This window comes from Sporomusa sp. GT1, assembly GCF_014634905.1.
GTDB lineage: Bacteria > Bacillota > Negativicutes > Sporomusales > Sporomusaceae > Sporomusa > Sporomusa sphaeroides.
Genome location: NZ_BMBX01000003.1, coordinates 260,956 through 283,609, shown reverse-complemented (window position 1 = coordinate 283,609; position 22,654 = coordinate 260,956). Strand labels below are relative to the sequence as shown.

Below are 22,654 nucleotides of genomic sequence, written 5' to 3'. Positions count from 1 at the left end.
TATGCTGTTTGGTGGTTTAGTGTGGAATATATCATTGCCAGTTTGATTGCTATTCTTGCGGCAACTTTGATTGTATATAAGTTGGCTAACAATATCTTCGGGCTGGGTTTGCGATTGCGACCGCTGCTCTTGTGTGCGGTATGCTCGATGTTTATTAGCTTAGTCCTGCCCAAAATCGTTGTTGGTTTCGCCGGTCTGCCAGGTACCTTGGCTGTATTGGCAATTTTTGCTGTTGTTTTTGCGTATTTTGTTGCCAAATGTGAAGACGAGCCTTCCCCTCGGGGAAGCGAGGTTGAAACCGCGGCAACATGTTCGCTTGCAGTTGCATCTGATGGAATCGTTCAAACTGTTACTAACGAATCCCACCCGGAAAGTGACACTCTTTTTGCAAGCAAGCTAGTGGACGAAGCGGCGGCAAGTGATGTATTGCAGCAGGAAGACAGTTTTCTCAGCAGCAATGCCTCCGGTCAATTGCTCCCGGAGTCTGAAGCCGTCTTACCAGAAACAGGTGACGTTATTTTGCCGACAGTTACAGTTAATGAGGCTGATCTGGAAGAGCAAACTGTAACTGGACCATTTGTTGATCATGTTGATAATCAGGTTAGCACAGAAGCTGCACTATCTGACGAAACCTGGGAAGATGAGATAACTGAGCCTGTAGCTGTATTGGAACAACCTGTTGCACAAGAGGATGGTTTAATACAGGCAGTAATAGATGATGCCGGGAACTTTGACGAAGCTGGGGAAGATGAGGTAACTGAGCCTGTAGCTGTATTAGAACAATCTGTTGTACAAGAGGATGGTTTAGTACAGGCAGTAGCAGGTGATGCTGAGACCTTTGACGATGTTCAGGAAGAAGAGGTAGCTGAGCTTGCAGCTGTATTAGAGCAACCTGTTGCACAAGAGGAAGGTTCAGTGCCGGCAGTAATAGAAGATACTGAGAATTTAGATGAGGTTGGGGAAGAAGAGGTAACTGAGTTTACACCTGTATGGGAGCAACCCCTTGCACCGGAATTACCGGCAGAACTGCCCGGAGCGATAGACCAAGCGAAAGAACTCGCAGAACTCTCTGGAATTGAAGCAACAGAAGTATGGCAACCAATGTCTGACGAGATAACCGGCCAAGACGAACCAGAACAAGAAAGTTTTCTGGAAATGCCAGAATCGTCATTTGTGCAGGAGGCTGATAACTTGATCATGGATTACAATCATCCGGCAGGAGCAGCAATTCAGTTTGAATCTGAAGAGTTAGATGATTTGCTTGATTTTGCCTTTATAAGTAAAGAAAGTCAGGACTATACCGCCGCATTTAACGCTTTTAACCGGGCCTTAACCTTATATCCTGCTAGTGAAGCGGCTCCTTTTCTCACCGTTGAAATTGGCAACATCCTGAAAAATAGGGGAGCTTATGATGACGCTATAAAAGTATTTTTGGATGGTCGGAATCTCTCGCAAACGAGACAAGACAAGATGATGGAGCAAGAGTTTATTAGTACCATTGCCTATTTGCGTATTACTAAAAATGTTTTAGTGCAAAACCGTTTGGGGGATATTCCTTTTTGTGAGATTCCGCCACATATACTGGATCAAATAGATGAAGAATTTAGAGAGTGGCGTAATGTAGGTAATATCTAATTTACTTAAGAGAATATATGGGGGTTATAAAATGAAGAAAAGTGTAGAAATTGTTGGACAACCAATTATTAGCATTACCGAAGGTAAGGAATTTGGGCATGTTAGAGAGCTTCTTATTAATTATACTAATGGTACGGTTGCGGCCTTAGTTATTGATGATGGCAAATGGTATCAAGGAGCCAAGCTGTTGCCTTTCGAGGCTATTGCCGGTTTGGGTGAATATGCTGTTACTATTAATAACAGCCAGGATATCCTAACCCTTGCTGACCGTCCCGAATTTGAAGCATTCTTTGCCGCCGGTGTTAAGATTATCGGCACCAAAGTGCTTACCAAGGGCGGTAAAATTGAGGGCAAGATTAATGAGTTTACCATTGATAACTCCGGTAAAATCAACATTTGTGAACTTGAAAAAACCGAAGGTGAAATTGTCGACCTTGCAGCACAAAACATCGTTACTTTTGGCAAAGAAGTACTCATTATTTCTGATGAAGAGGTAACTAACGCTGCGCCGGCGGCTAACCAGGCGGAGATTCCTGTTGTGGCAGCTCAACCTGTTGAGCCTGAACCGGTAGTAGTCACACCGGTTGAGGAGAATATTCCGGCTCCTCAGGTCGAAGTGCCTGCAGCCCCTGTGGAAGTGGTTAAAGAAAAAGAGCAGCAACCGGCTGACGATTCCGCTAAAAAATTCGATGATAAACATCGTAAATTTTTGCTTGGTAAAAAAGCCGCCCGGCGTATCGAAACCGATAATGGCGTAGCAATTATAGAACAGGGTGGCGAAGTTACCGAAGAAGTTTTGCAAAAAGCCAAACTTGCCGGCAAATTTGTTGAGTTATCGATGAATATTCAATAATAATCAATTACGCGTTAAAGTTAAAATGGAAATAAAGTCCCCGCTGTCCTGGCGGGGGCTTGCTTTACCTTTGAAAGTTTGCTTTATTACCAGCACTTAACGCAATGAAAGGATTAAGTGTATTCCTGTGCAGACTGTAACATCTAGAAAGACAAAGATAATTTTCTTTTTAATTATAATCATACTGTTTAGTGCAGTCAGCTTGCTTGCAGCTAATACTGCATTTATGGTAACAAATAATATTTACCAGGGAGTTAGTGTGGGAGATATTCATGTCGGTGGCTTATCCGCAGCAGAAGCTGAGCGAAAGATTTCCACCATCTTTAGTGAACGTACCAAACATAACCCATTTATTACAGCCGTCTATAACGAACAAAAGTGGGTCATCTCTGCACAAGACATTGCACTTACTATTCAAGCAGACAAACTGGCGCAGCAGGCATATGAGGTAGGCCGGAAAGGCAATATCATACATCAGCTGCAGGAACGGTATATTGCGATAAACAAGGGACATAGTCTGGCCCTGACAGTCCAATATAATAATGATAAGCTATATGATATTATTGCAGCCATTGCTAAGAGCATAGACCGGCAACCGCATAATTCCCGGATAAAACTAATCGGTACTTCAAATATTGAAATAGTTCCGGAGGTAATAGGCCGTAAGGTTAATATCGCCGGAACTTTGGCTGAAGCTACTGCGACGCTTAATACCAAACTTAGCTTTGTGCTTCCTGTAATTGTAGAAGAAATTGTACCGCCAATTGTGTCTCAAGATCTGGTACACATTGATGGAATAATTGCTTCCTATACTACACAGTTTGACCCTAAGGATTATAATCGTACACAAAACGTCTTACTGGCTGCCAAAAGCATTAACGGTACTTTGCTTAGAACAGGGGATGTATTTTCTTTTAATACTATTGTAGGTTTACGCTTATCTAAATTCGGTTATAAAGAAGCCCCTGTATATATTAACGGCATGCTGGTTCCTGATTGGGGAGGCGGCGTATGCCAGGTCAGCAGTACTCTTTATAATGCTATCTTGTTAGCCGACCTGGGTATTGAAGAGCGAACTTCCCATTTTCGGCCACCCGCCTATGTACCTTTAGGACAGGATGCTACTGTAGCGGATAATCAATTGGATTTCAAGTTTAGAAACACACTTTCCCAAAATATTTATATTACCAGTGAAGTTATTGGTAATCAGCTTGTTGTGAACGTTTTTGGTAAACGCAAGGAGAATTCTCCTGAAATTTATATAGCGGTTAAAGATAAAAAGGCTTTGGAACCTCGTACTTTTATTAAGCAAGATCCTGAATTGGAACTGGGCAAAGAAATAATCGAAGTAGAAGGACAAAAAGGATTCATAGTATCGACTTATCGTATTAAAAAAGTAGACGGCAAGATTGTCAGCCAGGAGTTTTTAGGATCAGATGAATTTATACCAGTAGATAAGATAGTACGGATTGGCAGTAAAATTCCGCCAGAGCAGCCTCAAAAATAGGACTTATATATTTATAAAGAAAACACGGCTTGCGCCGAGCCTTCGGCGACGGCGCAAGCCGTGTTGATCCTGCTCTTAAGAAAGTTATACTTTCTGTTGGGATAATAAAAAGCAGCTCACTATTAGTTAGTGAAGCTGCTTTTTCACATAGGTAAATATAATTAATTATTGAAGACGACGGAATACCCCGATCACTTTACCCAATATAGTGACCTGGCGTGAATAGATGGGTTCCATAGCGGGGTTTTCCGGTTGTAAGCGGATACAGTCCTTTTCTTTAAAAAAGCGTTTTACAGTGGCTTCTTCTTCATCAATAAGCGCGACTACAATGTCACCGTTCCGTGCAGTATTTTGGCTGCGGATAAGAATATAATCACCATCCAGAATTCCAGCTTCAATCATACTATCACCTTGAACAGTGAGCATAAAAACATCATCATTGCCTATTAGTTCAGTAGGGAGGGGATATGTTTCCTCAATATTTTCCACAGCTAAAATAGGCGTACCGGCTGTTACCCGTCCTACCAACGGTACCGGAGTAATATTTTTCTGACGCCAGGGAGCCTCGTCTAATACGTCAATGGCGCGTGGTTTTGTTGGATCTCTGCGAATAAAACCCAATGCCTCAAGTTTAGACAAATAACTATGTACAGTTGAACTGGAACTTAATCCGACAGCTTCGCCGATTTCCCGTACTGAAGGCGGGTAGCCTTTAGTGCGAAGAGTTTCTTTAATATATTTTAATATCTGTTTTTGCCGGGTATTAAGTAAGGTTTCTTTATTAACAGTCATTGGAACACCACCAAGCAATAATTAATTCTATTTACTATTATAACATTATAATCATAAAATGCAAACATTCGTTCGTTTTTTTATGTGGCGATATTGACCAGAACATATGTGCGTGCTATAATAAAGCAAACATATGTTCTGGAGAGTGATATTTATGAAAAACTTTCATTTTATTACTATGGTTGTTGGTATCATGTTGTTGGTTTTCGTTTGGAATAATTATTCTGCGGCATCAGCAAATTCAAAATCAATAAGTTATCAGACCATATCTGTCAAACCAGGTGATTCGGTATGGAGTATCGCAGCAAATTTCACTACACCGAAAGATGATATCCGCAATGTCATTATAGATATAAAGAAAATTAACGGTCTTAGCAATGATGTAGCAATATATCCGGGTCAAATATTGAAGATTCCCGTGAAAGTAACCAATACAATTATTGAAACTAATGATGTCCGGGTCACTAAAGCACGCTAGTGTCCCGCTTTTTTTATAAAATTTTATGTCCGATAATATCTATTATGTTAAGTTAAGGCTGAGGGAGTGGCAAAAAGCTTTCTTTTGGTGATCTCGCTTTTTGCGTTTGCTATGAAAATATAAATTTTTTGCCGGAAAACGTATGATCGCTATTCTTGCGTTTTAGTTGCGGTCATAATCGCAACTAATCTTTATGAGTAACCATATCGTAAACGAATGCATTAAACTAATCAATATATTAATATTATTTATCATGCGAACACCTGTTTGCTAATCTATGGCAATCAGGCGATCACAGGAATACATTCCCAGACATATTGTCCCTTTTATTCTGAATAATAGACTCCTATAAAGAAAAAACTAGAATGAAATTACATATCTAACAAATTGGAGGTGAAGAAATTGGCATATTACGGCAACAATTACTCCCAAAAACTTACTCAAAAAGAAAAAATGTACTTGGAAGATGCTCTGCAAATGGAAAATCTGGCATTTGCCAAGTATAGCGCCTATGCAGATCAATGCCAGGATAATGAGTTGAAAAACTTATTATTTAGCATTTCTATGAATAAGAGCCATCATGCCGATAGGTTGAAACAACTGATGGGAAGATCTTTCTCATCCCAGCAATATCAGTAATTAACTTTGAAACGAGGTGAATCTGTGGGCACTAAGAGACGTTATAACAATAATAATAATTATACCCCAAACAATCGCGGCAGACTTTCTGACCGTGATATGATGCTTGACTTGCTTAATATGGAGAAACATCTTTCCCATTTGTATGAGCATGCCATAATGGAATCCTCTAATATCACGGTTCATAATGCAATGGAGGAATTCCAGCAGGATGAGCACGAAAACGCCTATACTCTATTTTCCGTTATGCAGGAAAAGGGTTGGTATAATCCTGCTGAGCAAGAACAAAGACTCCAGTCGAAAAAAACCTTCCATGTAAAATCGAAGAAAAGAAAATATCAGGATGATAACCATAATTATTATGGTTATCACTCTAAATCACATAACAACGAGTATCCGTACGCATAATCGAATAGCTGCATGCTGAAAAACCAGGAGTTTATCCTGGTTTTCTTATTTATTTTCTATTTATTTATAAGATAAGCTGGTAGCCCTGTTTTGTTTTACTATATTTATTTTATTTATTTTTAGTTTAATTTAATTAGAAAGTTACATTAAGCGTTTCCAGCACATGCTCAATTTTATTAAGCATGGTTGCCTGTTCGGACCCAGCAAATAATAAGCCTACTGCATAATTGTCGTCAGTCAAAATTAATGCCCCGCTATCACCAGGCATACTCATCGGTCCGGCTAATATCTGATCAGTAAATACGCCGTATTCATAGTTATTCATGCCCACTTTGAGTGTCACATCTGTGGCTATGATTTGACTATGTGTTATACCGGTAGTTCGGCCGCTCTTTTTAATCGCCAGGCCCAGTGTGGGTTGTTTAATACCGGCTATCAAGCCAAACTCTAATATTTCCGCACTAATGTCTTCTGCATTTAGCGGAGCTGCTACCGCACAATCGACCAGATTTAACTTTTCGCTGTTACGCATAAACTGCACCTGATAGTTAGGCCGAACGATGCGAAGACAATGATTAAGTAACACTTCAAAGGTTCGGGCAATTCTGCATTGCGGACATGATTTTTCACGGTATATAGGTACAAAATGGCGTAAATGAGCAATAATAGAGTCTGCTACTTTACCACCGTCATAGGTTCCGGGCTGGATAATCGGATCACCGATGCTGGCGCGCTTGTCAATTCCGTTGGTAATATTCGCTAACACGTGATTATTTGATAATATCAGAGGCTCGCCGGTAATTTTATCTTTGACAACAGCGCCAAAGGTGCCTGCTGAAATTTTATAATGGCCAAGACTTATTCCCGGTTGGGCTGGACGGCAAAACCCGGTTCGCTGGTTTAATAGCCGGATTTCCCCTACTTCTATTATATCGGTAGCTACACCAGCCATTATTTTAGGTAATATGGCATTGCGCTGTAAGTCCGATTTGGGATATTTTTTTCTGACAAGGATTGTTAGTGCCTCTTTTCCTGTGTTTTCACCACGGATAAATTTGTGACCCTGACCAACCCCGACTAGGTTATCTTGCAGATTGTGAGATTTGAAAAGCTCGCGAAATAGTACAGGTATATCTAGTTTATTCATTCCCCTGCCTCCCTGCTCTGGCTTTTCGGAAGCCAACTTAATGTATGATATGCAGGGGAAAATGAACAAGAAACTGTAATCAGCCTGATAGCATGCCTTTAATTTCCTTTATTTTTTCAAGTGTTGCCAGGTAACCGCGTTTAATAAATTCCTGGGACTGTTTAAAATCCTTATGGTTTAAATCGTAGGTCTGAGGTCTGATAATAACATCAGCATATTGTTCAGATTTTATTAGTGTAACTTCTCTGCCCATAATCTCAATACATTGCATTAGTATTTCACCTACGGAATTAATTTCATGATTTGTCTGACCATTATAGCCTAAGTCAACGCCGATAATCTTATCAGCACCCATATGATTCAAAATGTCTGTAGGCAGGTTGTTTTTTACAGCTCCATCAACCAGTGTCATTCCACGATATTTTTTCGGATAAAATACTCCTGGTATGGAAATGCTGGCTCTGACGGCTTCACACAGCAGTGCATTATGATAGTATCTGGCATTAAGGATAGCTCGATTTGGGGGTAACGGTGATGTGAAAAAAACGGTATCGGCAGAATGTATGTCAACGGCAGTTACAGCAAGCGGTATTTTAGTATCGCGAACAGTTTTCTGCTGCCATAAGTTTGTAAAAAACTTTTCAATTTTTTCTCCTTTGAGCAGGCCTGTGGGCAATACTGACCAAAAACGGAATTTGCCGTGCACCAGCCATTTGAATCCATGCTTGAACAAATCAGAAGTAGTAATTTTTAAATCTACCAAATCAGGAACATTAATACTCTGAATAATGGACTGCATTTGCTGCGGTGAATAACCGCAAGCATACATGCTGGCAACGATGGCCCCGGCGCTGGTTCCGGAAATATAGTCAATCGGTATGTTATGATCATGTAAGGCTTTAAGCACACCGATATGTGAAGTGCCTCTTAGCCCGCCGCCGCTTAAAGCAACTCCTACCGTGGGACGGGAGCCTCGTGGAAGGTTATTAATAGTGATAATCATTGGCGCTCACCTCGCATATTTCCCTTCTCTATTATGTTATGAGAAAGCAGCGAGACTGTGATATGGATAAACAGTAAAAAACAGAGGCTTACATAGCCTCTGCTCTGCTGTCTAAGGTATTTTTTTCGCGAGAATTATCATACGCGGAGTTTCAGAACTGTAGGCGCGACCGTCAAAACCTCCGTAAGTTGCTATAACGGAAAGACCGCAATAGCTGAATATATCAGCCATTTCAGGCAGTGAGTAGGCTCTTAAAACAAATTCATACTGAGTTTTGGCACCGGTAACTTGATTAATTAACTGACGCTTCATGGTAGCAATACCCTTTTCCAGCTCGACCTTATAGGAGAGTACATATTCGCCGCTTGGGTGCCGCCAATAGCGGTTTAAACTGTTGCGAAGCATCCAGTCTTTATTCAGTAAATCAATTAGAAACAGGCCTTCTGGCTGGAGTGCCTTAGCGACTAATTTGATAATATTGGCATTTTCATCATCGGTAAAGTAGCCAAAAGCTGCAAACATATTGATTACGGCGGCGAACTGTTGTTCGTAGTCGAGGTCTCGCATGTCCTTCTGTTCGAAGGCCATATTTACGTTGGCTTCTTTGGCTTTTTGTGCAGCTATATCTAAAAAATCTTTGGTAGCGTCTACTCCGGTTACCACAAAACCTTGTTTAGCCAATTCTATTGCATGGCGGCCATAGCCGCAGTATAAATCCAGGATGGATTGGCCAGGATTTAAGTTTAACACATCGGTAATAAAGCGTACCTCCCGGTCTGTGCCAGCTAAGGAATATGCCTTATAATCGCCTATCACTTCACGAGTCACTCTTGACACACCACCAGTACATACTTTTCATTTGTAACCTTTCTTTGGCTACAGTTGTGCAGCTAAGGCTGGTCACTATATAAGCAACTACGGTTTCTATCAGCACGTTTTACGGAATACAACGCGGCATCGGCGCAAGCTATGAGCTCCATTTCACTGTACGCATCATTAGGATAGCCGGCTATGCCAATACTAACCGTGAGTGCCCCACCAGGCTGGGCTTTGCCGTTTTGAAATGGATATCCGGCAATCTCTTGCCGTATTCGCTCAGCAATGATGTGAGCTTGCGTTACAATGGTTTCCGGCAGCAGCACCACAAATTCTTCCCCGCCATAACGAAATACAAAGTCAGTATCCCGGCAATGCTGACGAATAAGATCTGCAACAGCCTTAAGAGCATCGTCACCCTGCAAATGCCCATTAAGATCATTATAGTGCTTAAAATGATCGATATCAATCATCAGCAAAGAAAGCGGGCGCTGGTAGCGGGTTGCCCTTTTAAATTCCTGATTAAAGATGTTGCGGAAGTGACGGTAATTATATACATTGGTTAAGCCGTCAGTTGAAGCCTCTACGCAAGCTTTGGTTACATGGCTTGCATGAGCGATAGTCATGGCTATCTGACTGGCTAAGGAACGCAGCAAGTTAAGGTCATACTCTTTAAGAATGTGATCTTCCGAGGCTTCAACATCAAGGACGCCAATTACCTGGTCACCAACTATCAGCGGAATAGCTATTTCGCTAAAACCGTTTGAAGTGCCGGGAATATAGCGCGGTTCGAGCTTGGTATTCGGAACATAAATAAGTTCACGGGATAATGCGGCATTACCAATGATTCCCTGCCCCACCATAATACGCACTTGATCATTATAATAGCCACGATGGGCTTTATTTACTAATTCTTGTGAGGTAGGATCAAGTAAAAATATTGCAGCATTGGCAAATCCCAGTTCGCGGGTTATACCGACTACTATTTCTTCCAGAACTTCTTTTTCATTAACGGTTTTTTGAATAATGGACGTTATCCGGTATAGCGCCGACAATTTTTTATGCGCCTGCTCTAAATCCATTAACTGAAAATCAAGATTAGCCATAGCTATACATAGATCCTGGTTCAGGGTTTCATGCTGTTCCGCAATACTGCAAAACTCTTCTTGAAATAATACATTCTCAGTGACCTTTTGAAAAAGCACTACAACCTGTTGTTCAGGGGCCGGAGCAAAACTACAGTTAAAATACTCGACTAAATGTTTTCCGGTAATGTGTTTTAATTGAGAAATGGTAGTTTGCTGCTGGGAAAGCCGGCAAGTGTTAATGGCATGGCAAAGAAGTTCAGTGGTTTTTAAACCAAATATAAGCCGGAGCAGTTTTGCAAAGTTTTTGCCGATCAAAAATGCTAGTGAGGCTTGTGATCGTTCTGTCATGTAAATATGTGAAATAGTACCGGCAGCATCAAGTGTTACAAGTACTGACGGTTGTGCATTAACAATAGTATTTAACATGGCTGTATATATTTGACCATTCACTAGCAATCATCTCACTCATTCTAATTATTTACTAAAGTTTCGCTATTTACTGTAAAAAATCCTCCCCTGTTTTAATGGAATTATGGTAATAAAGAAATAGAAGAAATAAAGAACTGCCCAGTGGAATGAAAGGACGAGGGTTCATTTCATTTTTTCAAGGCAGTTCTTTATTTATATATATAATAGTTAGCGGTGTATATATTCCATACCCCGGTGAATAGCCTGCTCATTAATCGCTAATAATTCAGGTTTTTGAGCAAACATTTTGGCAAAGGCTTTTAATACGGCATCATCGGATACTACTTTGCTGGCAGCAATAATTGCTCCGACAATCACCATGTTTGCGGTCCTGGAATTGCCAAGCTCGGCAGCTATATCATTAGCCGGCACCGGATATACTTTGATATCGGTTCTTTTGGCCGCCTGCTCAATGAGAGAGCTATTGATTATTAATATGCCGCCCGGCTGCAGCATTGGCTCAAATTTATCCAGTGAAGGTAAATTCATTGCCACTACCAAATTCGGTTCAGATACTATCGGGGCACCTATTGGTTCTTCGGAGACAATTACTGAGCAATTGGCTGTGCCGCCTCGCATTTCGGGACCATAGGAAGGAATCCAGGATACCTGTTTGTTTTCAATCATGCCGGCATAAGTCAAAATTTGCCCCATAAGCATGACACCTTGACCGCCAAATCCGGCTAGTATTATTTCATGAGTCATTTTGCTGCCCCCTCTGCAGTTTTGTATACACCCAGGGGGTAATAGGAGATTAGATTTTGTTCCAGCCATTTAGCCGCTTCCACCGGGCTCATGCCCCAGTTGGTCGGACAGGTTGACAGTATTTCAACTAAAGCAAACCCCTCGCCGCGGATTTGTACCTCGAAGGCTTTTTTTATGGCTGCTTTGGCTTTCGCCATGTTACCAGGAGTATTAACAGCCACGCGGGAGATAAATTTTGCTCCATCAAGAGTAGCCAGCATTTCAGAAACTCTTATCGGATGGCCTGTAGAGTCGGCATTTCTGCCATAAGGTGAAGTATTGGTCACTTGCCCTACGAGGGTTGTTGGTGCCATTTGGCCGCCAGTCATACCGTAAATGGCGTTATTGACAAAAATGGTAGTAATTTTTTCACCTCTGGCAGCGGCGTGAACAATTTCGGCACACCCAATGGCTGCCAGATCTCCATCACCTTGATAGGTAAAGACAACGGCATCCGGATGGACGCGTTTCACCCCGGTAGCAACCGCAGGTGCACGGCCGTGAGCGGCTTCAAATGCATCAAAGTTAAAGTATTCATACGCTAATACTGAGCAGCCAACAGGAGCTACGCCAATAGCTTTATCACGTACATCCAGTTCATCCAGCACTTCAGCAACCAGCCGGTGAATAATGCCGTGATGGCAGCCCGGGCAGTAGTGAAAAGCAACGTCTTTCAGTCCTTGAGGCCTGGAAAAAATTTTTTCGGCCATTTATCTCCCCTCCTTACCGTTGAAGATATTGACAATCTGCTCATAGACTGCTTTGGGACTGGGGATCATACCACCGGTACGTCCATAGAAGTATACCGGTTTAGCTCCGTTAACAGCTAAACGTACGTCTTCAATCATTTGACCGGCGCTTAATTCCAGTGTCAGGAAAGCGGTTGCCTTCTTTGCTGCTATTGCGAAGGGCTCTGCGGGGAAAGGCCATAGGGTAATTGGGCGCAGCATGCCTACTTTCAGACCTTCATTCCTGGCTTTTTCCATTGCTGAACGGGCAATGCGTGAGGTAATTCCATAGGCCACCAGTACCAGTTCGGCATCTTCTGTATATAATTCTTCATACCGTACTTCGTTGGCGCTGACTTGAGCGTATTTGTTCTGGAGATGGATGTTATGCTGCTCCAGCTTTTCAGGCTGCAGATGCAGTGAGTTAATGATATTAGGGGTGGTGCGGCCTCTTAGTCCGGTTGCTGCCCAGGGTTTAACAACAGGTTTTGCTTCACTGACATTGAAAGCAACCGGCTCCATCATTTGGCCCAGTGCACCATCACCTAACAGCATAACCGGATTACGGTATTTGTCAGCGAGATCAAACGCCAGTATTGTCATATCCACCATTTCTTGAACTGAATTAGGTGCAAGCACTATATTCCGGTAATCGCCGTGACCGCCGCCTTTCGTAGCCTGAAAGTAGTCTGACTGTGCCGGCTGGATACCGCCTAAACCGGGACCGCCACGGACAATATTGACAATAACACAAGGAAGTTCAGCACCGGCAATATAAGAAATCCCCTCCATCTTTAAGCTTATTCCCGGACTGGATGAAGATGTCATTACCCTGGCGCCGGCGCCGGCAGCACCATATACCATATTAATGGCAGCCACTTCACTTTCTGCTTGCAGAAAAACGCCATTAATCTGCGGCATTCTTTTGGACATGTATTCAGTCAACTCGGTTTGCGGCGTTATCGGATAGCCAAAGTAATGGCGGCAACCGGCAACAATAGCGGCTTCCGCAATGGCCTCATTGCCTTTCATTAATACTTTTTCTGCCACTTACAATCACTCCTCCTTGTCTTTATCTTTATGAATCTCAATGACAATATCCGGGCAGGTTTTGGCGCAGAGAGCGCACCCCACACATTTGGCTTCATCAATACAGGTGGCTGGCCGGTAACCTTTGCTGTTAAACCGGTCGGCAAGAACTATAATCTTATGGGGGCATGCTACCGTGCATAGTTCACAGCCCTTGCATCTTTCTTCGTTAAATACGGGTTTTGGCATATGGTTCCCTCCTTTTACGCAAGTTTCTCCAATGTATGTATCTTGTACACACATAAAAATTTTAAACCCCATGTCGTTTGTACAACACGGGGTAATTTTACCTGTAAATCCGTTCTATTTTATAATTTCAACCGTGTCGCCAGTATTGATCTTGGCTGCGTTGCCTTCATCGGTGTCAAGATGACATTCAAGTTGGAAACTATCACTTACTCTGGCTAAAACATTATCGAATATGAGACCACGTTCGCCACCACAGCGAACTTTAACAATATCTTTATCCTTTAGGCCATACTCAGCAGCATCAGCGGTAGTCATGTGAATATGACGACATGCCGCAATAGCGCCTTCAGGCAGTTTTACTTCACCTTTAGGCCCTACCAGTGTAATTCCCGGTGAACCTTTTAAGTCGCCTGAATCACGAACAGGAGGTTTGATACCAAGTTTTAGCGCATCTGTAAGGGCAATTTCAACTTGCGTTTGCTTACGCTCAGGACCAAGGATACGAACTTTTTTGAAAGTTCCTTTTTCAGTAACCAAATCGACTTGCTCTTCACAGGCAAATTGGCCGGGTTGCGACAGATCCTTTTTTACTGTCAGCTGATATCCCTCACCAAACAGGACATCAAGGTCTTCACGTGATACATGCACGTGGCGGGCTGAAATACCCACAGGAATTGGTTTAGACATAAAGAATGCACTCCTCTTTTATGAAATTATATTATACCTGCTATTCGATGATTTCGGAAAAATATACTACGGTTACAATATCACTAGTACTTAATGCTTTATCATAAATAGATCGTAAAAATACCAGTAAATCATCGATGCTGGCAATATCCGGATTTTCGCCTTGTAAATCATCTGCTGTCAATTGGGCAATCGGTTTCACTAAAACACGGTCAATCGCTGCTGTAAAGATTCTCTTTTTTTGGGAAAAGCGTTTGCCGACGGTGACCCATACAATATCGCCTTCCGAATATTTATTGGTTTTATCGCCAAGTCTGATTGTGCATATTTTGCGGCGGCAAACCAACTGACTATGATAGTTAGACGAATAAAAATTCAATACCCTCATCCCAAAATCCTCCTACTCTCTACGGCTTTAGCCATTTAGTTATTCTGTCTACAGCTTCCTCCAAGCGGCTTTCGGGTTGAACCAGCGCTATACGCACATATCCTTCACCATAGGTGCCAAATGCGCTGCCAGGGATAACTGCCACTCCCGTATTTTTTAGCAGTGACACCGTAAAGTCAAAGGATGATTGTTTTGTGGGCACAGGGGCCCACACGTACATGGAAGCCTGCGGGCGATTTACCTGCCAGCCAAGTTCATTAAATCCATTAACAATAATATCGCGGCGTCTTTGATACCTTGCCGCTGTTTCCCTGACACAATCTTGGGACCCAGTCAGTGCAGCTATTGCGGCTTGCTGGATGGGATAAAAGATTCCATAGTCAAAATTAGATTTTAACCGCCCTAAAATCGATATTACTTTAGCATTACCAACAACATAACCAACCCTGCAGCCAGCCATATTATAGGTTTTGGATAAAGAATTAAATTCTATAGCAATATCTTTAGCGCCAGGGATGGACAGGAAGCTGTCAGGACGATACCCGTCAAATACTAAGTCGCTGTAGGCAAAATCATAGCAAACCAGAATATTATGCCGTTTGGCAAAGGCAACTACTTCTTCCAAAAAACTGCGGGGTGCGGTAGCAGCCAGCGGATTGTTAGGATAATTTAAAATCATGATTTTTGCCCGCTTCAACACGGTTTCATCAATTGCTGTCAAATCAGGCAGATAATTGTTCTCAGGCGTTAGCGGCATCCGGTGGAGCTCAGCTCCGGCAACAAGCGGGCCGGAGCTGAATATCGGATAACCTGGGTCGGGTACGAGTACGACGTCGCCGGGATTAATAAGACATAAAGCGATGTGCGCCAATCCTTCCTGTGAGCCAATCAGCGAATGCACTTCAGTTGCAGGGTCCAGTTCGACGTCAAATTTGGCCTGGTACCAGTTGGCAATCGCCGTTAATAATTCAGGTACCCCTCTGGATAATGTATATCCATAATTCATGTGGCCATCAATAGAATTTTTTAATGCTTCTATAATGTGTGGTGCCGGTGCCATGTCAGGACTGCCTATACTTAAAGTAATAACATCTTTTCCAGCGGCGACTTCGGCTTTGCGCATATCGTCAATTTGCGTAAAGATTGCCGAAGTTAATGCCTTCATCCGGTCGGCTTGCTCAAACATTGGTTGCCCCTCCAGTAAACCGAGATAGTAATTTAATACCGTTAACCTTATTAGTGTTATTATTCAAGATTATTATGACAAATCCTGTCGGCAGGCAGAAAAAAATATATTTATCTTACTTGTTAACTAATCGCATTCCTCGCCGGTCAGTCTCTGCCAGCAGACGCTCTTCGTCAATGGTAGTGAGCCTGCGATTGTCAAGCAGTATGTTACCGTCAACAATAACCGTATGAACATCGCGGGAACTGGCGGCGTAAGTCAGGAGGGACAGACTGTCGTGACGCGGGTGCCAGTGTGGTTCCTGTCTGTCGAAGATCGTTATATCGGCTTTATAAGAGGTTGCCAATTTGCCGGTTATTGTATCTAACCCTAAAGCAGCGGCACCCTGAACGGTAGCCATATCTACGGCAGTTTTTGCCGGAATGGCCAGCGGGTCAAGCCGATGAACTTTATGCAGCAAAGCAGCCAGCCGCAACTCTTCCAGCATATCTGAATTGTTGTTGCTGGCGGCACCGTCGGTGCCCAAGCTAACACAAATTCCGGCTGCAAGCAGATCAGGAACCGGCGCAACGCCGCTGGCCAGTTTCATATTGCTGCCAGGGTTATGTGCCACCCGTACTTGTTTTTCCTTCATAATAGCAATATCTTCCGGTGACAGATGCACGCAGTGGGCTGCTAAAGCGCCATGATCGAAAATGCCAAGTTCGTTCATTAAAGCAATCGGTGATTTGCCGTATTGCTTTTGGCAATCAGCTACTTCGCCGGCTGTTTCCGATAGATGGATATGAATTTGTGCTCCCAGTTTTGTGGCTAATGCTGTTACCTTTTTGATAAAATCGGGCGGACAAGTGTAGGGAGCATGTGGTCCAAGCATAACGGTAATGCGGCCATTAGCCGCATTATGCCACTCATTGTAGAAATTCTCGCTTTCGGCCAGTGCCTGATTGGCAGTAGGTGCAATTCCGGCCATACCTCGTGCTAAGACCGCACGAATGCCGCTTTCGGCTACGGCTCTGGCAACCTCAGGCATAAAAAAGTACATATCGGCAAAACAGGTTGTGCCGGTTTTAAGCATTTCAGCTATGGCTAACTGTGTTCCCCAATATATATCCTCGGCAGTAAGATTTTCTTCTGCCGGCCAGATTTTTTTCTGCAGCCAGTCCATGAGCATCATATCATCGGCATAACTGCGGAACAGTGTCATGGCTGCATGGGTGTGTGTGTTGACGAAACCGGGAATGATAAGTTTGTCACGGCAGTCAATAATCTGTTCTGCCGGTTCATCAATCCTGCCCAGCTGCGTAATTACTGAACCGCTGACAGCAATATCTGTTTGCCGTATTTGACCATCGGCGCATAAAACATCGCCGCCTTTTAGCAAGATATTTAACATGTATAGCTCCCCCCTATTATGCTCTGTCTTATGCTTTATGCAAGTAATCTTCCTGTTCAGGGGTCAGGCGGTCAATGCTGAAGCCCATGGCTTTAAGCTTGAGAGCGGCAACACGGTTATCCATTTCAGCAGTGACGGTATATACTTTTTTCTCGAGGGTGGCATGGTTGCCGGCAATGTGAAGAACGGCAAGTGTCTGCATAGCAAAAGACAAATCCATAATTTCCGTAGGATGGCCGTCACCTGCTGCCAGATTTACTAAACGGCCTTCTGCCAGAAGGTATATTTTGCGACCGTCAGCCATAGCGAATTCTTCGATATTTTTCCGTACCACTCTGCGGCTTATCGCTAATGCGGCCAAATCTTCTTTATTGATTTCCACATCAAAGTGGCCGGCATTGGACAGAATTGCCCCCGGCTTCATGACTTCCATATGCTCGCGGCGGATAACATCTTTGCAGCCTGTCAGGGTAACGAAAATATCGCCCTGGGAGGCTGCTGCCTGCATGGGCAATACCGTGAAGCCGTCAAACACGGCTTCGATGGCCTTAATCGGATCTATTTCGGTAATAATTACATTAGCGCCCAGTCCTTTGGCCCGCATGGCCACGCCTTTGCCGCACCAGCCATAGCCGGCCACAACTACAGTTTTACCGGTAACGGTGAGATTCGTTGTCCGCATAATGCCGTCCCAGGTGGATTGGCCGGTGCCGTAACGGTTATCAAATAAATATTTACAATATGCATCATTTACCGCAATCATCGGGAATTGTAAGCGTCCTGAGTCGGCTAACGCTCTTAACCGCAGAACTCCTGTTGTTGTTTCTTCTGAGCCGCCGAGGATGTTTTTGGCCATTTCGCGGCGTTCACCGTGAAGCAGCGATACTAAATCACCACCGTCATCGACAATGATATCTGGTTTAGTATCAAGTGCCTTATGTAAAAATTCTTCATACTCTTCCGTTGTGGTATTATACCAGGCAAATACTTTAACACCTTGGGAAGCCAGGGCAGCGGCAACATCATCTTGTGTGGACAGCGGATTACTGCCAGTCACAGCTACGTTGGCACCGGCATTTTTGAGCACAAGTGCCAGATAAGCGGTTTTTGCTTCCAGGTGCATGGTGATTACCAGATTTTTGCCGGCTAACGGTTTGGTTTGAGACAGTTCCTCATTGAGGACATTGAGCACAGGCATAAATTCTTTAACCCAGTTAATCTTATCCATACCCTGAGGGGCTAAGTTAATATCACGAACCATTGATTCCATAGTAAAATCTCCTTCCTTTACTCGCATTGTTTAGACAGCTGGCTGATGGCTTGGTTATAGGGAGCCCGCAGTATGCCAAATTCGGTGATTATGGCAGTTACCAGGGGGTGTGGAGTAACATCAAACGCGGGGTTGAACACCTCTACTCCCTGTGGTGCCACACAGTTGCCGCCAAAAGAGGTAACCTCGGTTGCGCAGCGTTCTTCAATAGGAATGTCGGCACCGCTGTGTATAGTGAAATCAAAAGTAGATGTTGGTGCGGCAACGTAAAACGGAATACCATGTTCTTTCGCCAGCACAGCCACACTATATGTTCCGATTTTGTTGGCAACATCACCATTTAGGGCAATCCGGTCAGCTCCGACGATAACCGCCTGAACCATATTATTTTTCATGACCCAGCCAGCCATATTGTCAGTAATTAAGGTGACAGGAATGCCAGCCTGCATCAATTCCCACGCCGTAAGTCTGGCACCTTGCAGCAGCGGTCTGGTTTCATCGGCAAAAACCCGGGTAATGTTGCCTTGCGACCAGGCTTCATGAATAACCCCGAGCGCCGTGCCAATAGCTACTGTTGCCAGAGCGCCGGCATTGCAATGGGTCAGCACGGAAACCGGAGACGTAAACAGCTTTGCCCCATGGACGGCCATTTTTTCATTAACAGCTTTATCTTCCTGGGCAATAGCAAGGGCTTGCTGTTCCAAAGCAGCAATAGCTGCCAGGGTATCAGCCTGTTCTGGCAGTTTTTGCAGTACGGCCATCATCCGGTTAATAGCCCAAAACAAATTTACTGCCGTAGGTCTGGTCTGTTGCAAGGCTTCGGCAGTGTCAGCCAGTTTTTGCCTGAACTCAGGCATAGTAAGGCCGGCAATAGCTCTGGCGCCGAGCACCAGGGCAAAAGCCGCTGCCGCCCCGATGGCCGGAGCTCCGCGTACTTCCAGACGTTTTATGGCTTCTGCCGCCCGCTGCCAGTCATAGCAATCAATATATTCAACTTTAGCAGGCAATAAGGTTTGATTTAACAAGGTAAGGCAGTTATTTGACCAAACAACAGCATGCATATGACGCATTACCCCCTATAGTTTAAAACCGCCATACTCTGCTAACGCGTGTTTGCATGCACAGTCAGTTTCCGGTTCTAAGCTTTCTATGGCTGACAGAATAAGTTTCTTTATATTCTCTGAATTAGCCGCCATGGCCTCCACAACTTCCTGATGGGTTAACGGCTGCGGTGATATACCGGCAGCGAAGTTGGTAACCATGGAAACAGTGGCATAACAAATTTCAGCTTCCCTGGCCAAAATAACTTCCGGGACGTTGGTCATACCAACAACATCACCGCCTAGTTTGGCAAACATTCTGATTTCCGCAGGTGTTTCGAAGCGGGGGCCCTCCGTGCAGACATAGGTTCCCTGCTGATGCAGCGAAATCCCCAGCCGGCTGGCAGTTTCAGCTAATAGGGTGCGCACTGATGGACAATAGGGTGTTGTCACGTCAAGATGTGCTACCCCCCGCTCGCCGCCTTCGTAAAATGTGGTTGTCCGGTTTTTGATGAAATCAAGAAACTGGTCTATGAGGACAAAATCGCCAGGTTTCATGGCCAGGTTAAGTGAGCCAACGGCTGTTGTGGCAATAATGTTTTGCACACCCACCTTTTTCATTGCCCAGATATTGGCCCGATAGTTAATTAAATGTGGCGGAATAGAATGATTACTGCCGTGGCGGGGAAGAAAAGCAACTTCTTTGCCGGCGTATTCGCCGCTTTTAAAGCGCACCACGCCATAGGGAGTAGCAATTTCCTGATCGCGGATATTATTGAGAATTTGCGGATCATACACCCCTGTTCCACCGATAATTGCAATTTTCATCATATGTCACCCTACCTTTATTTTTCTATTTCACAGATAGTAAGCAAATCTTCAATTGTATGCAGAATATAATCAGGTTTTTCGGCCAATAGGCTATCCCAAGCGATTTCAGTCCAGCGGACTGCTGCAGTCTTAACTCCAGCCTCCCGTGCACTGATTAAATCGAAAGGACTGTCGCCGAGCATCAGGCAGTCAGCCGGTGCAAGGTTTAATTTTTCGAGGGCCAATAACACCGGTTCCGGCTCAGGTTTATGCTTTTGACATTCTTCGTGACCAATAACAACAGAAAAATATTTATCCATGTCAAACAGTTTAAGTCCCCTGATAGCAGTACTTTTGGTCTTTGAAGTCACTATTGCCATAAGAATACCCGCGTTATAGAGTGCTTTGATTGTCTCCGGTACCCCGGAAAATCCAGTGGTAAGCTGGTCATGATGGGCTAAATTGAATTCACGATAGGTTTGGGTAAGTTCTTCCACTTTACCGGGGCCGTAATGTTCCAGCGCGGCTTTAAGCGGTTTGCCAAAAAAAGCATAAATTTCTTCAGGTGTCAACGGGCGCCCATAATGCAAATTAAAGGTGTGTTGAAAGGAACGGATAATCAGGTTGGAAGTATCAATAAGCGTGCCGTCGAGGTCAAATAAAACGCCTTTAAATTTCAAGTCGTATCCTCCTGGTAGGAATTATGGTAATTAGAAGTTGGGGATCCGGCCCCTGACCAGCAGGCAGAAAGTATTTTGCCAATTGCAGTCAAAGTGGTATGCGAAAGGTTGTCTCAGTATTGCCTACAGGTATGCCGCGATTTTTACTTGTACTATCACGGCCGGTATACCTAAGCTGTAAGACTCTCCCCCATACAGGCGCGTCGGTTCAGATGGAGCAAAGTCTCCACCTGAACGCGGCGATGTTTTAACTTTGCTGAAACGAGTTCACCAGAGTTAGGCATAAAGGCTCTTACAATAACATTCAAGCTTGTTAAAATAATCCCTGCTTATTCAGGTTACTGTATTTTATAAATTTACGCCAATAAAACCACCAAGTGCTCCTGCTAAGCTGCCTGCGGCAAATTTATTGCCCAGCATGAGCCAGGATACTTGGCTCTGCCCTAACTCAAGACCTATTCCTACGGAAAACAGTACATAGATAACACCTACAGCACAACCGATGAGCAGGCCTTTGCCGGCAACTTGTTTTGCTGCATACATACTGCCGGCAAAAATGCTGGTCATAGTTACCGCAACCATTATATATTCAATATAGCTATCAATAAATCTACTGTCAGACAGCAGGCTAATTAGGGAAAGGCATACGGCGCAAAAAAGCGAGATAGCAATGCTAACAGCTACTCCTTTAAAGACAGCCATCGGCATATTTGTATTGCGCGGAGTCTGGGGATAATTTTTTGCACGCCGGGACAGTTTGGCCATAGTACTCCCTCCTGAAAAATCTTTTACTGTAAATTTATGCAAATAACGGCCAAATATACCGAACTGCGCAGCAAGATTATAACTCCCATTTCTCCAAGAGCTTCATTATTTCATAGTTTGTTAAATCAAAGTGTATCGGGGTAACTGATATTTTACCGTTTTTAACGGCAGTAATATCGCTGTCCGGGTCATTTTCAGTTTCAGATACATGACCACTCATCCAGTAATACGTGCGGCCACGCGGGTCCAGACGGCGTTCAAATGTATTTTCGTAACTGCGAACCCCCAGCTTAGTTATCATTAAATCTTTAAGCTGATTTTCCGGTAATGCCGGTACATTGACATTCAGCAGTGTATTTGGCGGCAATTTTTTGTCAACCATGGTTTCAACTATTCTTCTGGCCGCTTTGGCCGCAGGGCTGAAATCACACGCCTGCCAACTGTCCAATGACATGGCAATAGCCGGCAGGCCGTGCAATGCCCCTTCAATAGCGGCACTGACAGTACCTGAGTATAAGACATCTGTTCCCAAATTTGAGCCTTGGTTGATGCCGGAAACGATAACATCAGGGAGGTCATGTGTCAGCAGGGATTCTAAAGCAACTTTGACACAATCGGTGGGAGTGCCGCCAACCCGCCAAGCGCTGATATTCTGGCTGTCAATAGGATGTTTGTCTACCCATATAGGGTGATGTACAGTAATTGCCTGGCTGGAAGCACTTTTTTCACTGTCTGGTGCGACAACAGTAATTCTGGCGATTTGCGCCAGCTCTTGCCATAGTGCTCTTATCCCGGGCGCAAGTATTCCGTCATCATTGGTTAACAGTATATGCAAGAACACAACCTCCCTA

25 protein-coding genes are annotated in these 22,654 nt (G+C 43.8%); 6 read left to right on the top strand and 19 right to left on the bottom strand.

Going from position 1 to position 22,654, the window contains the following annotated elements; all coding sequences use genetic code 11:
* Positions 1-21: 21 nt before the first annotated feature.
* The 3 genes from GT1_RS06995 (at position 22) to GT1_RS06985 (ending at position 3,995) form a co-directional block, all read left to right on the top strand.
* Positions 22-1,635 carry a tol-pal system YbgF family protein gene (locus GT1_RS06995; protein WP_188398106.1) on the top strand — a complete coding sequence of 538 codons (1,614 nt, stop codon included), beginning with the start codon at positions 22-24 and terminating at the stop codon, positions 1,633-1,635.
* Between the two features lie 31 nt (positions 1,636-1,666).
* Positions 1,667-2,488, top strand: coding sequence for a PRC-barrel domain-containing protein (locus GT1_RS06990; RefSeq protein ID WP_188398105.1), 822 nt, complete (start codon positions 1,667-1,669; stop codon positions 2,486-2,488).
* Positions 2,489-2,714: 226 nt separating this feature from the next.
* Positions 2,715-3,995, top strand: a complete 1,281-nt coding sequence (locus GT1_RS06985; protein WP_223226095.1) for a VanW family protein — start codon at positions 2,715-2,717, stop codon at positions 3,993-3,995.
* A 165-nt stretch (positions 3,996-4,160) separates the two neighbouring features.
* Here GT1_RS06985 and lexA read toward each other — a convergent pair whose 3' ends face one another.
* On the bottom strand, positions 4,161-4,787 hold the full coding sequence (gene lexA, locus GT1_RS06980) for a transcriptional repressor LexA (RefSeq protein ID WP_188398104.1): 627 nt from the start codon (positions 4,785-4,787) through the stop codon (positions 4,161-4,163).
* A gap of 154 nt (positions 4,788-4,941) precedes the next feature.
* Here lexA and GT1_RS06975 point away from each other — a divergent pair, with 154 nt between their 5' ends.
* The 3 genes from GT1_RS06975 to GT1_RS06965 all read left to right on the top strand — a co-directional run bounded on the left by GT1_RS06975 (position 4,942) and on the right by GT1_RS06965 (position 6,312).
* Positions 4,942-5,265 (top strand): LysM domain-containing protein, encoded by a 324-nt coding sequence (locus GT1_RS06975; RefSeq protein ID WP_188398103.1) that lies wholly within the window; start codon positions 4,942-4,944, stop codon positions 5,263-5,265.
* A 402-nt stretch (positions 5,266-5,667) separates the two neighbouring features.
* Positions 5,668-5,904 carry a ferritin family protein gene (locus GT1_RS06970; protein ID WP_083945472.1) on the top strand — a complete coding sequence of 79 codons (237 nt, stop codon included), beginning with the start codon at positions 5,668-5,670 and terminating at the stop codon, positions 5,902-5,904.
* A gap of 24 nt (positions 5,905-5,928) precedes the next feature.
* Complete coding sequence (locus tag GT1_RS06965; RefSeq protein ID WP_188398102.1) at positions 5,929-6,312, top strand: spore coat protein; 384 nt, start codon at positions 5,929-5,931, stop codon at positions 6,310-6,312.
* Between the two features lie 133 nt (positions 6,313-6,445).
* On the opposite strand, the gene GT1_RS06960 is transcribed toward GT1_RS06965, so the two are convergent.
* From GT1_RS06960 to surE, 18 genes are all read right to left on the bottom strand, one after another.
* A complete protein-coding gene (locus GT1_RS06960) occupies positions 6,446-7,459 on the bottom strand; it encodes a hypothetical protein (protein ID WP_188398101.1) in 1,014 nt (337 codons plus the stop codon).
* A gap of 79 nt (positions 7,460-7,538) precedes the next feature.
* Positions 7,539-8,462, bottom strand: a complete 924-nt coding sequence (locus tag GT1_RS06955) for a patatin-like phospholipase family protein (RefSeq protein WP_075755624.1) — start codon at positions 8,460-8,462, stop codon at positions 7,539-7,541.
* Between the two features lie 111 nt (positions 8,463-8,573).
* A complete protein-coding gene (locus GT1_RS06950) occupies positions 8,574-9,290 on the bottom strand; it encodes a bifunctional 2-polyprenyl-6-hydroxyphenol methylase/3-demethylubiquinol 3-O-methyltransferase UbiG (RefSeq protein WP_075755625.1) in 717 nt (238 codons plus the stop codon).
* A gap of 62 nt (positions 9,291-9,352) precedes the next feature.
* The gene (locus GT1_RS06945; protein ID WP_188398100.1) at positions 9,353-10,714 is read right to left on the bottom strand and encodes a sensor domain-containing diguanylate cyclase; all 1,362 of its coding nucleotides are present in this window, start codon (positions 10,712-10,714) and stop codon (positions 9,353-9,355) included.
* Positions 10,715-11,002: 288 nt separating this feature from the next.
* Positions 11,003-11,539 carry a 2-oxoacid:acceptor oxidoreductase family protein gene (locus tag GT1_RS06940; RefSeq protein WP_075755627.1) on the bottom strand — a complete coding sequence of 179 codons (537 nt, stop codon included), beginning with the start codon at positions 11,537-11,539 and terminating at the stop codon, positions 11,003-11,005.
* On the bottom strand, positions 11,536-12,288 hold the full coding sequence (locus GT1_RS06935) for a thiamine pyrophosphate-dependent enzyme (protein WP_188398099.1): 753 nt from the start codon (positions 12,286-12,288) through the stop codon (positions 11,536-11,538). Before GT1_RS06935 ends, GT1_RS06940 begins: the two co-directional genes overlap by 4 nt.
* On the bottom strand, positions 12,289-13,356 hold the full coding sequence (locus GT1_RS06930) for a 3-methyl-2-oxobutanoate dehydrogenase subunit VorB (protein ID WP_188398098.1): 1,068 nt from the start codon (positions 13,354-13,356) through the stop codon (positions 12,289-12,291). It abuts the gene before it with no gap.
* 6 nt (positions 13,357-13,362) lie between these two features.
* Positions 13,363-13,584 (bottom strand): 4Fe-4S dicluster domain-containing protein, encoded by a 222-nt coding sequence (locus GT1_RS06925; RefSeq protein ID WP_075755630.1) that lies wholly within the window; start codon positions 13,582-13,584, stop codon positions 13,363-13,365.
* Between the two features lie 114 nt (positions 13,585-13,698).
* Positions 13,699-14,271, bottom strand: coding sequence for a phosphate propanoyltransferase (gene pduL / locus GT1_RS06920; protein WP_075755631.1), 573 nt, complete (start codon positions 14,269-14,271; stop codon positions 13,699-13,701).
* A gap of 40 nt (positions 14,272-14,311) precedes the next feature.
* Positions 14,312-14,659, bottom strand: a complete 348-nt coding sequence (locus tag GT1_RS06915) for an ASCH domain-containing protein (RefSeq protein ID WP_075755632.1) — start codon at positions 14,657-14,659, stop codon at positions 14,312-14,314.
* A gap of 19 nt (positions 14,660-14,678) precedes the next feature.
* Positions 14,679-15,845, bottom strand: a complete 1,167-nt coding sequence (locus tag GT1_RS06910; protein ID WP_188398097.1) for an LL-diaminopimelate aminotransferase — start codon at positions 15,843-15,845, stop codon at positions 14,679-14,681.
* Between the two features lie 115 nt (positions 15,846-15,960).
* The gene (locus GT1_RS06905; protein ID WP_188398096.1) at positions 15,961-17,238 is read right to left on the bottom strand and encodes an amidohydrolase; all 1,278 of its coding nucleotides are present in this window, start codon (positions 17,236-17,238) and stop codon (positions 15,961-15,963) included.
* A gap of 28 nt (positions 17,239-17,266) precedes the next feature.
* The gene (locus GT1_RS06900; RefSeq protein WP_188398095.1) at positions 17,267-18,508 is read right to left on the bottom strand and encodes an adenosylhomocysteinase; all 1,242 of its coding nucleotides are present in this window, start codon (positions 18,506-18,508) and stop codon (positions 17,267-17,269) included.
* A 17-nt stretch (positions 18,509-18,525) separates the two neighbouring features.
* Positions 18,526-19,569 carry an S-methyl-5-thioribose-1-phosphate isomerase gene (gene mtnA, locus GT1_RS06895; protein WP_188398094.1) on the bottom strand — a complete coding sequence of 348 codons (1,044 nt, stop codon included), beginning with the start codon at positions 19,567-19,569 and terminating at the stop codon, positions 18,526-18,528.
* 15 nt (positions 19,570-19,584) lie between these two features.
* The gene (gene mtnP / locus GT1_RS06890; protein WP_188398093.1) at positions 19,585-20,379 is read right to left on the bottom strand and encodes an S-methyl-5'-thioadenosine phosphorylase; all 795 of its coding nucleotides are present in this window, start codon (positions 20,377-20,379) and stop codon (positions 19,585-19,587) included.
* Between the two features lie 14 nt (positions 20,380-20,393).
* Positions 20,394-21,038, bottom strand: coding sequence for a pyrophosphatase PpaX (ppaX, locus tag GT1_RS06885; protein WP_188398092.1), 645 nt, complete (start codon positions 21,036-21,038; stop codon positions 20,394-20,396).
* 348 nt (positions 21,039-21,386) lie between these two features.
* Positions 21,387-21,803: a TIGR04086 family membrane protein gene (locus GT1_RS06880; RefSeq protein WP_083945473.1), complete on the bottom strand. Its 417-nt coding sequence runs from the start codon at positions 21,801-21,803 to the stop codon at positions 21,387-21,389.
* A gap of 76 nt (positions 21,804-21,879) precedes the next feature.
* Positions 21,880-22,644, bottom strand: coding sequence for a 5'/3'-nucleotidase SurE (gene surE, locus GT1_RS06875; RefSeq protein WP_223226094.1), 765 nt, complete (start codon positions 22,642-22,644; stop codon positions 21,880-21,882).
* Positions 22,645-22,654 lie beyond the last annotated feature (10 nt).